Here is an 11754-nt window from a genome sequence, read left to right on the forward strand (position 1 = left end):
CGCGCCTTCGGGGCGTGCGCCAGCCGGACGGCCAGCGCCAGCCGAGCGATCACCGGTCGGGCGTGCAGCATGCGTCGCCTTGGGCGGGGCGCGGTGGCGGCCCGAGTCATCGCGACGTTCGAATGTGTCCGAACCCGCCGGGCGTGCCGCCTTGATCCGCGCTGCTTCGGCGGTGAAGCCTTCGGGAAGCTGCATCATCTCGGGCTTGACGCGCGTCAGCTTCTCGATGTCGCGCAGGTACGTCCGCTCATCATCCGCCACGAAGCTGATCGCGGTGCCCGATGCGCCGGCCCGCGCGGTGCGGCCGATGCGGTGGACATACTGCTCGGGCACGTTGGGCAGCTCGAAGTTGAACACGTGGGACACGCCCGACACGTCGATGCCGCGCGCGGCGATGTCGGTTGCGACGAGCACCTTGGCCTTGCCCGACTTGAACTCGGCGAGCGCGCGTTCGCGCTGCGGCTGGCTCTTATTGCCGTGGATCGCGTTGGAGACGATGCCATTGGCACCGAGCAGCTTCACGACGCGGTCGGCACCGTGCTTGGTGCGGGTGAAGACGAGCGCGCGCTCGACCTTCTCGTCACGCAGCAGGATCGTCAGCAGCGCCTGCTTTTCGCCCTGGTTGAGGAAGGTGACGAACTGGTCGACGCGCTCGGCGGTGCTGGAGGTCGGCGCGACCTTCACCGTCTTGGGATCGTTGAGGAACTGGTTGGCAAGCTCACGGATCGCATTCGGCATCGTCGCCGAGAAGAACAGGGTCTGGCGCTGCTTGGGCAGCATCCGCACGATCTTGCGCAGCGCGTGGATGAAGCCGAGGTCGAGCATCTGGTCAGCTTCGTCGAGCACCAGGATTTCAAGCATCGCGAGGCTGACGAAACGCTGCTCGATCAGGTCGAGCAAGCGGCCCGGCGTCGCGACGAGGATGTCGACGCCGCGCGCCATGTCCTGGCGGTTCTTGTTGATGCTGGTGCCGCCGAACACGGTTGCGACCGACATCTTGGAGAACTTACCGTATTCGCGGGCACTCTCGGCGATCTGGCTGGCCAGTTCGCGCGTCGGGGCGAGCACGAGCATGCGGCAATGCGTCGGCAGCACGCGCTTTTCGTTGTTGACGAGCTGCTGGATCGACGGGAGCACGAAGGCCGCCGTCTTGCCGGTGCCGGTCTGCGCGATGCCGAGCAGATCGCCGCCTTCGAGCAGGATCGGGATCGACTGCTTCTGGATCGGGGGTGGGGGGTGGTGTAGCCCTTGGCTTCGAGCGCGCGGACGAGCGGCTCGGCGAGGCCGAGTTGTGCGAAAGTCATAATGGTTCAGTCCATTGCATGTGCCATGGACGCGCGTTCTGGACGCACGGATGGCGGGGGGAGGATGACACCCCGCGTGAAAAGGGAAGTCCGTTGGATAACGACCGAGGCGGAGCTTGGGCTACCGGTTAACGGCATACCTAATCACGCTGCATGACGCCTCGATAGGGCGCATATGCCTGCTGCGGTGCGGAAAGTCAAGATGGTGGAGACCGAGGCGCAAGGCGGAGGTGCGGGAGTGGTAATCGCCCTACCGCCGTCACCCCGGCCTGGTGCCGGGGTCCACCCAGCCGCGGCCGATACCGCCAGCAATGTAGGGAGCGGTCGCCGCAAAGTGGACCCCGGCACCAGGCCGGGGTGACGGCGGGCGTTGTGGTGCCGCGTCAAGGCAGAGCGTCAGCCGCGCCTCACCGCTCATACGCCTTGGGTAAAGCACCTTCCTGCGGCACTATGTAGCGCTCGCGGAGTGCATCCTGGCGGGTGCGCAAGGGTTGCTTGATGCCGTCGATATAGACCGCCGCCACCGCCGTGCCGAGTTCGAGCGGATCGCCGTCCCAGATCACCACGTCGCCGCGCCGCCCGGTTTTGAGCGAGCCGATCTCGTCGCCCAGGCCGATCGCTTCGGCCGGCACCGAGGTGATCGCGGCGAAGGCGGCGTTCCAGTCGAGGCCGGTCGCGCCGGGCAGCTTGGTCAGCGCGACCAGATTGCCGGCATATTGCTTCTCGCGCCGCGCCTGGCGGGCTTCGTCGTCGTTGATCGTGCCGATGCCGACCAGCACGCCGGCCGCCTTCATCCGCCCGACATTGGACTGGGTTGCGCCGAGCTGGTCGAACGATTCGGGCAGATCGGCGAGCGCCGAGGCGATGACGGGCACATGCGCCGCAGCGAGTTCGTGCGCGACCATCCAGCCTTCGCCTGCGCCGACGAACACCAGCTTCAATGCCGGGAAATCGCGCTTGAGCTCGATCAGCGCGAGCATGTCCGCCGCGCGCTCGACATGGACGAGCAGGGGCATGCGGCCATTCACCACCGGCACCAGCGCCTCGGCATCGCACGCGTCAGCAGCGCGTCCTTGCCCTGATCGGCATAATGGGCCGGATCGCGGGCGTAGTCGCGCGCCTGGGCGATGGCGTTGCGGAAGGCAGTGAGCGCGGCCGGGCGGCTGCCCCCGGCGGCCCGGGCGCCGCCTTCGCCATATTCCATGAACTGGAAGGCGCGCGCCCGGGTGATGGGGCTGCGGTCGGCCCCGAGGTCGATCACTGCGCCCTGTCCGGCAAAGATCGACCCGGCATTGTCGGGCGCGACGATCGCGCGCGTTACGCCCTCGGCGCGGTTGAGCGGGATCGAGGAGGTCGCCGGGTTGACCGCTGGCGCAATGTCGATCGCGGCGTGGAACGGGCTGGTGCGGGCACCGGCATCGTTGGTTTCATCGACGCCATCGACCTCGACGATGCCCATGCGGGTGAAGCCCGCGACGATGCCGGGGGTGACCCAGCGGCCACCGGCATCGACCGTGGCGATCCCGGCGGGAACCGCGACCGCCTTGCCCGCCGCAACGACGCGCCCGTCACGAACGATGACGGTGCCGCCCTCGATCGGCGCGGAGCCGTCCCCGATGACGAGCTTGGCATTGGTGATCGCGACCGATTGGGCGGCGGCGGGCGCGGCGAGGAAGGCGGCGCTGAGCAGCAGGAGGCGCTTCACTTGGTATCTCCCGCACCGGGCTGGCCGAGTTCGAAATCGGAGACGGGCCGTCGCTTCGGATCGTTGGCGTCGTAGAGCAACGCCCCGTCGATCCACACCTTTTCGGGCCGGGTATAGACGCTGAACGGATTGCCGTTCCACAGCACGACATCGGCCATCTTGCCGGGTTTCAGGCTGCCGGTCTTGTCGGCGATGCCGAGCGCCTTGGCCGGGTTATAGGTCAGCCATTCCCAGCGACCGCGTCCGAAATGTCGATCCCGGCATGGCGGCCCGAGGCGAGCGCCTTGGCCACTTCCTGGTTGAGGCGCTGGATGCCGTCGGCGTCGTCCGAGTGGATCATCGCGCAGGCACCGTTCTTCTGCAGCAGCGCAAGGTTCTCGCCGATCGCGTCATAGGCTTCCATCTTGAAGCCCCACCAATCAGCCCAGACCGCGGCGCAGGTGCCATTCTGCTTCAGCAGATCGGCAATCTTATAGGCCTCCACCGCGTGGTGGAAGGCGCTGACGTGGTAGCCGAACTCCTTGGCCATATCCATGACGATGGCCATTTCGTCGGCGCGGTAGCAATGATTCTGGACGAGGATTTCACCCGACAGCACCCCCGCCAGCGTATCCATGGCGATGTCGCGGCCGGGGATTTCGCCGCCGTCCTTCTCATATTTGTCCCATTTGCGCTTATATTCGGCCGCGCGCGCCCAGGTTTGGCGGTCGACCGCGATATTGCCCATGCGGGTCGAGGGTTCGCGCCCCTTGGAGCCGTAGACGCGCTTGGGGTTCTCGCCGCACGCCATCTTTAGGCCGTACGGCGCGCCGGGGAATTTCATGCCCTGTTCGGTGCGGGCATAGACATTCTTGATCACGACCGAGCGGCCGCCCATCAAATTGGCGGAGCCAGGCAGGATCTGCAGCGTGGTAACCCCGCCATTGACCAGCGCGCGGCTGAACCCCGGGTCCTGCGGCCACACGCTATGTTCGGCCCAGACATCGGCGGTGACGGGGCCGGTCGCTTCATTGCCGTCCGAATTGGCCTGGACGCCGGGCGAGGGGTAATCGCCCAAATGGCTGTGAATATCGATGATGCCGGGGGTAAGCGTCTTGCCGGTGCCATCGATGACGGTCGCGCCCGCCGGGGCCGCGACGCTCTGGCCAAGCGCCACGATCTTGCCATCGGCGAACAGCACCGCGCCATCGTCGATCCGCCCGCCCTCGCCGTCGAAGATGGTGACATGGGTGACGAGCGTCGGCACGCCGGGATAGGGCTTGTAGGTCGACGGGTAGGGATCATGCGCAAAACCCTTCCCCGCGCCGGGCCCGGCTTTGGCGGGAGTCGAGGCGGTCGCAGGCTTCGCCCCGCCGTCGCTGACGCAGCCCGCGAGCAGCGCCGTGATGGCCGCGGCACCCAGCAGCGCCCGCAGCCGTGCGGGCAGAATTCGATCCGCCATGAAAGTCCCCCTTGCGCCGCGATCGGCTTGGTTTTGCGCAACATTCCGGGATTGGCAGGGGCTGTCAACCGCGCGCGGTGCGGGGTGCCGCTCGGGGAGAAACGCGAGAACGCTGAAAGAAAAACTTGGGGGTACTAAAGATCAACGCAATTGAATGCACATCGTTTTAGTAGAGATTGATGCGGTGCCTGGGGGGCAGTGGTGCGGATGCCGCTGGCTGGGCCAAGATTTCAAGGAGATTCGACGATGAAGAAGGTTTTGGCCCTGACGCTGACGGCCGCGATGGCGCTTTCGCTGGCGGCGTGCGGCGGCGGTGGCAGCAACACCAGCGCGGTGGCGAACGAGGATCTCTCGCTCAACGACACGCTCGGCAATGACGCGTTCGGCAACGACACCATCGGCAATGACACCGTGATCGACACCAACGCAGCCGACACCAATGCCGCTGCCGCGACGGGCAACGCGCTCTGACCTGATTTTCGTCCTATAGTGGATTCAGACACGCCAGGTTTGCTCCCTAGGCGCAACCTCAGGCCCGGCGGCACCACCGCCGGGCTTTTTTTTGTTTTTGGCGGGGTGGGGGCGTTCCTGTTGGGGAGACGATGACCACCTGCCCGCCTAGAAAATGAACCGGCAGGTTAGAGAGATGCAAAATCGGGTGTTAAAGCGGTGCTGCGCTCAGATGCTTATATCCGGCTTAGGCTAGGCGGGAAGCAGGCTAGCGACACTTGCTACGAAAGTCGGCAAAGTGGCCGTTCTGAACGGGGACGAGTAGGCGGAGGGTTGATCCGCCAAAATGGCAACGCGAACGCTTGCTAAAGCTTATTGATAATGCGCACTTTCCAATTCTAACGAATCGGCGCGCGCGCGTGGGCTTAGCATATGAAAACCTTGACGCCGCAACGCGGCGGTTCGTGGTCGAAGAAATCGAAATGGATGTAAATAATGGATCGATTTACATCAGCAACTATCTAAATTCGCAAGGTTGCGAGATTTGGCCGCGTTTGCTCAAAGAGGCGGCCGAAAACGGAAATGACGATACATTAGCGGCTTCTATTGTTCGATGTCGATGTCTGAAAGCTCACGTCGAGAGAAGAACGTCAAAGGGCGGATATACCACCGCAGCCGTTCCCTACACCGCCCACGAAACAATGGGGGAGGGCGAATTTAATCGGTACTTCACACGCGGGCTTTGCCGGTATGCGATCGACGAACGTATCGCTTATTTGGAAGTCTATCGAGCGAAGGCGGTTATGGCACCAAGGCAGGCTTCCCAGGCCAAAATCGGCGCTATGGTCGATCCGCAAGCGATCCTCGATGACCTTCGTATGTCGCCGGGGCTTGAGCCTGCCTTAGGACTCCCGCCCGGGCCAAATTCCGGCCTGACGCTAAGAATCCCTTGGAATGTAGGCTGATCTGCCCTTGCGATGTTGATGACCAGTCTGCGATGGTGCCGTCTTCCTCCGTGCAGGGAGCAAATGCCTGCTAGGGGCTTCCAGTGGGGCAACGAGGAGCGAAAATTTATTTTCTGCCTCTCGCGCTGCCGAGCGACGGCTGCCGCTTGTGGGCGCTTGTGAACGCCCTGAAGGGCAAGCGCAAAAATTGACTGTCAAGCGTCAATTTGACAAAACGATGTAGGTTTACGAAATGAGCTTCTGATTTCGACACGCGATTTTTCGCGCGCCGGATTTTTTGTTGTGAAGCAACGCTGTTCAAAGGAGGGCACCGCAATGACTGCATTCGCACCTCTAGCAGTCGCTAACGCCGTACTCGATGAAGCTCGAGATCAGGGTAAGTCGCTAACGATCATGCAGCTTTTGAAGCTGGTTTATATCGCGCACGGTTGGTCGCTCGCGTTGCTTAACGTTCCGCTGGTGAATGAAGAGCCGGAAGCGTGGCAGCATGGCCCCGTTTTTCCGTCGATTTATCGCGAGTTTCGACGCTTCGGTTCGCAGCCAATCCAAGGCAGCGCAATGGGCCCGTTTGGAGCGCCCCAAGTCGCGAATCTGTCTGACGCGCAACGATCGGTCGTTCATTCGGTCGTACAGAATTACGGCGATATGCATGCTTTTTCGTTGTCCCGGATAACGCACGAAACCGACACGCCATGGTCGAAAACATATCGAGGCGGCTTGGGTAGTTCGGAAGATATTCCGAATGCAATAATCGCAGAACACTATAAAAAGCTGGCGCATGAGCGACGCGCCACGTCTTAACGATTCGATTGAAAGCATAATTGGCGATGCCGCTGCCGGTGAGGCATCCGCGGCGGCCCTAACTCCTGACGATCTTAAGGCTTTAGCCGATCGCGTTGATTTGCTCACAGCGGACTTTGGGCGTTGGGAATCTTACAAGGCCGCATCCGCCGAATATATCGCGGCTTTCAAAACCGAAGTCGACTGGCATTGGCGGATTCGCCTCGCTGTATCGATTGCTTGCGGCCTGTTATACCAACCTGCATTGATCACGACCCACGCGCCCATTTGCGGCGTCCGATTGTCATGATGCGCCATGGCTGATCAACCAGCCTGTTCCAAGCCTCGCAGCAAAGGTCGATGATGTTGTCGTGGGATGTGAAGATGCGGTTGGATAGCCAGTTATCGCGCATGAACTGCCAGATATTTTCTACCGGGTTGAGTTCGGGGCATTTGGGCGGCAGCGGAACGATGCTGATATTATCAGGTACTTCCAGTTTCCCGGTCATGTGCCATCCGGCTTGATCCATCAGCAACACGCCATGGGCGCCCGGCTCGATAGCAAGCGATATCTCCGCCAGATGCAGCGACATGGTCTGGGTATTGCAGAATGGGAGAACCAGGCCAGCGCCCTTGCCAAGTTCGGGGCAGATGGCACCGAAGATGTAGGCCGATTTCGTTCGTTGGTCCTTGGGTGCCGAGGGCCGCGTGCCGCGCCTGGCCCAGCGGCGGGTGATCTTGTTTTTCTGGCCGATCCGGGCTTCGTCCTGAAACCAGACCTCTATCGCCGTGCCGCGCGGAAGGGCGACCTTGATCTTTGCCAGCTCGGCTGCAAAGCCCCCTTTTTAAAGTCCTCCATCGCATATTCATTCTGCGCATGGTGACGCGGGCGCGCCGTCAGTTTGACATAGCCCAGCTTCTTCAACTCCCGTCCCACGGTCGTTTCCGTCAGGGACACCCCGAACTCATCATGGAGCCACCGCGTCAGGTCGATCAGTCTCCAACGCACAACTCCATGGATCGCCGGGATCGGACCGCTTTCAACGATCTCCGCAAGAGCCTGGCGCTGGGCATCGCTCAACAAAGGGGGCTTGCCCGGTGCCTTACCATTAAGGAGCCCGTCAGGACCTCTATCATTGAACCGCACGACCCAGTCCCGCACGATCTGCAACGTCACTCCGCCGATACGCGCCGCATCGCTGCGGCTCCCGCCATCATAAATTTCCGCCAAAGCCAGAAGCCGACGGCCCTGGTTCGCGCTCTTGGTCACGCGCGCCAGTCGCCTCAAGCTCGCGGCGTCAAAGTCGTTCCGCATTCCGATCGCTGCACCCATGGCCATGCCCTCCAATCGACAGCCATAGAGTCAGAGTTTCGCCGCTTTGGGAATCCCCCCGTGAGTCAGTATCATCGGAGGTTGGTATTAGTTTTGTTTCTAGCCACAGTTCTTGTTGTTTCGCTCTGTCGCTCAGATAGATTCGGAGCCGACCAGCCGCACGCGCTAACTGCGTTAATTGTCGCGACAGTCACGGGTTGCGTTGTTGTAACCATAGCCGTCACTAAAGGCGCTTTCGCGACGATGGCGGATCGCAACGCCGGTTTGCCGATGCCTGAACATATGAAAGAAATCATCGAAGTGGGCAAAAACATTATCGGTGGTGGCCACGGCTAACCCCACAAGCGCCGAACCGATGGCGTGCATTAGGGCGGAAGGCGACTTCAATTGGAAAAATTATTCAATAATTTCCAATGGTAATGGCGGAACGGGAGGCATTGGAACTTCTGCGGTGGCTTTTTGGCTTTCCGCCCCGGTCGCTGGACGACCAAAGTTAGGGCCCATAGCTGACCTCTGTCGAACAAGCGGTTAGGCCAGCCGCGCGGTGGACCCCGGCACAAGGCCGGGGTGACGCCCGCGTCCCCCTACAGCGACCGCCCAATCAGTTCCTTCATGATCTCGTTCGTCCCCCCGAAAATGCGCGTTACGCGCGCCGCGCGCCAGGCGCGGGCGATGGGGTATTCGTTCATATAGCCGGCCCCGCCATGGAGTTGCAGGCAGGCGTCCATCACTTCCCATTGCAGATCGGTGTGCCACAATTTGGCGGCGGCGCCTTCTTCGTTGGTCAGCTCGCCCTTCAAATGGCGCGCGATCGCCCAGTCGAGATGCGCCCAGCCGACTTGCAATTTGGCCTTGAGGTCGGCGAGGACGAAGCGGGTGTTCTGGAAATCGAACACCATCCCGGCAAAGGCCTTGCGCGTCTTGGTGAACTCGACCGTCTCGTCGAACGCCTTTTGCGCCGAGGCCTGGACCGAGACGGCGATGGAGAGGCGTTCCTGCGGCAATTGGCTCATCAAATAGATGAAACCCTTGCCTTCCTCGCCCAGGCAATTGGTCATCGGCACGCGCACGTCGTTGAAGAACAATTCCGACGTATCGGCGGCATCCTGCCCGATCTTGTCGAGCTTGCGGCCCTTCTGGAAACCCTCGCGCTCGCTCTCGACCAGGATGATCGACATGCCCTTCCAGGCGGGCTTGGCATCGGGATCGGTCTTGGCGACGACCAGCGTCAGATCGGTATTCTGGCCGTTGGTGATATAGGTTTTGGAGCCGTTGATGACATAGTGATTGCCATCCTTCCTGGCCGTGGTGCGGATCGCCTGCAGGTCGCTGCCGGTGCCGGGTTCGGTCATGGCGATGGCGGTGATGACCTCGCCCGACACCATCTTGGGCAGCCACTGTTTCTTCTGCTCTTCCGAGCCATAGGTTTCGATATAGCCCGCGACGATATCCGACTGGAGCGAGAAGCCGGCGGGCACGCCGTTATAGGCCATCTCCTCATCGACGATCGCGTTATAGCCGAAATCGAGGCCGAGCCCGCCGTAAGCCTCGGGCGCGGTCGGGCAGAGCATGCCGATCGCCCCGGCCTTGATCCAGAAATCCTTGGGGACGAGCTTGTCTTCCTCCCATTTGGCGACGTGCGGCACGCCTTCCTTTTGCAGGAACTGGCGTACGGTCTGGCGGAAGGCCTCGTGATCCTCGGTATAGGCAAAGCGGCCGGCGACGGAATCGAGCGTCATGTCAGGTCTCTCCAATAACAGTTGTCGTCTGCAACTCTTTTGCCGGGTGTGCGGTGAGGTGACGCTTTCGTCAAGCGGGTTGCGCTCGACACGCCCTATGGGAGGGCTATGATTGGGCGAAACAGGAGAGTGTATGAAACTGGCCAGCCTCACATCGGGTCGCGACGGCAAGCTCGTCGTGGTTTCCAACGATCTCGCCTGGTATGCCGATGCCGCGCATATCGCGCCGACGCTGCAGGCCGCCCTCGACGATTGGGACCGGCTGCTGCCCGATTTGCAGAATCTCAGCACCGATCTGGAACATGAAATGATCCCGATGCGGCGCTTTCACGAGCATCAGGCGGCGTCGCCGCTGCCGCGCGCGTATCAATGGGCGGACGGATCGGCTTATGTGAACCATGTCGCTTTGGTGCGGCAGGCGCGCGCGGCGGAGCTGCCCGACAGCTTCTGGCACGATCCGCTGATGTACCAGGGTGGTTCGGACGGGTTCCTCGGCCCGCGCGCGCCGATCCCGCTGGCGGACGAAAGCTGGGGCTGCGATTTCGAGGGCGAAGTGGTGGTGGTGACCGGCGACGTGCCGCAGGGCGCGAGTCGCGAAGCGGCGCTGGCGGCGGTGCGGCTGGTCGGGCTGACCAACGATGTGAGCTTGCGCAACCTGATTCCGGGCGAACTCGCCAAGGGCTTCGGCTTCTTCCAGTCCAAGCCCGCCAGTGCTTTCTCGCCGGTGTTCGTCACGCCCGATACGCTCGGCGAGTGGTGGCAGGACGGCAAATTGCACCGCACGCTGATGGTCGATCTCAACGGCAAGCCGTTCGGGCGGGTCGCGTGCGGGGTCGACATGACCTTCGATTTCGGCACGTTGATCGCCCATGCCGCCAAGACGCGCGCGCTGGGCGCGGGGACGATCGTCGGTTCGGGCACCGTTTCCAACCGCGATGCGGATGGCGGCCCGGGCAAGCCGATCGCCGAGGGCGGCGTCGGCTATGCGTGCCTCGCCGAGCTGCGCACGGTCGAGACGATCCTGCGCGGCGCGGCGGAGACGCCGTTCCTTAAAAGCGGCGATACGGTGCGGATCTGGGCGGAGGATGACAAGCATCACCCGATCTTCGGGGTGATCGAACAGACGGTGGGGTGAACAAATAGGCTCAGTGGAAATCGTGGCTGCGGATCGGGATGACCGGTTCGAGGTCGTGCCCCACCATGCGCCGTTCGCGCGGGTCGATCGTGCCGCCATGCGTGGCACCGTCGCCGGGCATGGTCAGGCGGGGCAGGTCGATCTCGCCGATCTGGCGCAGCAGCCCGGTGAGATCGGTGATGCGGTCGGCGATGACGTGGATCGTGCCGCTTTCGCTTTGCACGCGGCCTTGTACGCTGAGCATCGCCGCCGCCATCACCGTGCGGCGCTGCGCCTCGAAGCGGTCGGGCCACAGGATCGCGTTGGCGATGCCGGTCTCGTCTTCCAGCGTGACGAACACCACGCCCTTGGCGCTGCCGGGGCGTTGCCGCACCAGGATGAGCCCCGCCACTTCGACGCGGGTGCCGTCCTTCAACCTTTTGAGATCGCCGCAGCGGGTGATGCGGCGGCGGTCGAGTGCGCCGCGCAGGAAGCTGACCGGATGCGCGCGCAGCGACAATTGCGTCGCGCGGTAATCCTCGACCACTTCGCGCCCGGCGGTGAGCGCGGCGAGCGTGACGCTGGGTTCGCTGGGGGATTCGATCGCGGCGAACAAGGGTAGCGGTTTCTGTCCCAAAGCCTTTACCGCCCATAAGGCCTGGCGGCGGTCGAGGCCGAAGCCGTGGAACGCATCGGCCTGGGCGAGTTTTTCGAGCGTCAGCAGCGAGACGCCCGCGCGCCGCCAGACATCCTCGATCGAGCTGAACGGGCGCGTTGCGCGGGCGATGAGGATGCGGCCGGCATCCTCGCCCGACAGGCCGAGCACGATGCGCAAGCCCAGGCGGAGGGGATCTCCCTCTCCCCGCTGGCGGGGAGAGGGTGGCCGAGCGAAGCGAGGTCGGGAGAGGGGCAGTACGCAAGTG

Annotated in this window: 9 protein-coding genes and 3 pseudogenes; 5 read left to right on the forward strand and 7 right to left on the reverse strand. The window is 62.9% G+C overall.

The window, feature by feature from the left end:
• From NW75_RS20760 to NW75_RS20770, 3 pseudogenes are all read right to left on the reverse strand, one after another.
• A pseudogene (locus NW75_RS20760) lies at positions 1–1304 on the reverse strand (DEAD/DEAH box helicase); the annotation flags it as partial.
• A 407-nt stretch (positions 1305–1711) separates the two neighbouring features.
• Positions 1712–3009 (reverse strand): annotated as a pseudogene (locus NW75_RS20765) (amidohydrolase family protein).
• Positions 3006–4450, reverse strand: a pseudogene (locus NW75_RS20770) (amidohydrolase). Before NW75_RS20770 ends, NW75_RS20765 begins: the two co-directional pseudogenes overlap by 4 nt.
• 246 nt (positions 4451–4696) lie before the next feature.
• On the opposite strand from NW75_RS20770, the gene NW75_RS20775 reads away from it, so the two are divergent.
• From NW75_RS20775 to NW75_RS24775, 4 genes are all read left to right on the forward strand, one after another.
• Complete coding sequence (locus NW75_RS20775) at positions 4697–4921, forward strand: hypothetical protein (protein ID WP_010406861.1); 225 nt, start codon at positions 4697–4699, stop codon at positions 4919–4921.
• A gap of 443 nt (positions 4922–5364) precedes the next feature.
• Positions 5365–5865 (forward strand): hypothetical protein, encoded by a 501-nt coding sequence (locus NW75_RS24770; protein ID WP_137903347.1) that lies wholly within the window; start codon positions 5365–5367, stop codon positions 5863–5865.
• Positions 5866–6180: 315 nt separating this feature from the next.
• On the forward strand, positions 6181–6666 hold the full coding sequence (locus NW75_RS20780) for a Panacea domain-containing protein (RefSeq protein ID WP_033967320.1): 486 nt from the start codon (positions 6181–6183) through the stop codon (positions 6664–6666).
• On the forward strand, positions 6644–6955 hold the full coding sequence (locus NW75_RS24775) for a hypothetical protein (RefSeq protein WP_137903348.1): 312 nt from the start codon (positions 6644–6646) through the stop codon (positions 6953–6955). The genes NW75_RS20780 and NW75_RS24775 overlap by 23 nt, the downstream gene beginning before the upstream one ends.
• Here the strand turns inward: NW75_RS24775 and NW75_RS24085 are convergent.
• The 3 genes from NW75_RS24085 to NW75_RS20800 form a co-directional block, all read right to left on the reverse strand.
• Positions 6915–7978 (reverse strand): IS630 family transposase gene (locus NW75_RS24085; protein ID WP_137902488.1). Its coding sequence is split into 2 segments (ribosomal slippage): positions 6915–7484 and positions 7487–7978, totalling 1062 coding nucleotides; the frame shifts between segments, so codons are not numbered across the junction. The two genes, NW75_RS24775 and NW75_RS24085, sit on opposite strands and share 41 nt — an antisense overlap.
• 174 nt (positions 7979–8152) lie before the next feature.
• A complete protein-coding gene (locus NW75_RS20795) occupies positions 8153–8308 on the reverse strand; it encodes a hypothetical protein (RefSeq protein ID WP_156143102.1) in 156 nt (51 codons plus the stop codon).
• A 254-nt stretch (positions 8309–8562) separates the two neighbouring features.
• Positions 8563–9717 (reverse strand): acyl-CoA dehydrogenase family protein, encoded by a 1155-nt coding sequence (locus NW75_RS20800; RefSeq protein WP_033967317.1) that lies wholly within the window; start codon positions 9715–9717, stop codon positions 8563–8565.
• Between the two features lie 133 nt (positions 9718–9850).
• On the opposite strand from NW75_RS20800, the gene NW75_RS20805 reads away from it, so the two are divergent.
• Positions 9851–10852: a fumarylacetoacetate hydrolase family protein gene (locus NW75_RS20805; protein ID WP_033967318.1), complete on the forward strand. Its 1002-nt coding sequence runs from the start codon at positions 9851–9853 to the stop codon at positions 10850–10852.
• A 10-nt stretch (positions 10853–10862) separates the two neighbouring features.
• Here the strand turns inward: NW75_RS20805 and NW75_RS20810 are convergent.
• A partial coding sequence (locus NW75_RS20810; RefSeq protein ID WP_231565360.1) for a helix-hairpin-helix domain-containing protein occupies positions 10863–11754 on the reverse strand: 892 nt, incomplete at its 5' end.

Source organism: Sphingomonas sp. Ant H11, assembly GCF_000797515.1.
GTDB lineage: Bacteria > Pseudomonadota > Alphaproteobacteria > Sphingomonadales > Sphingomonadaceae > Sphingomonas.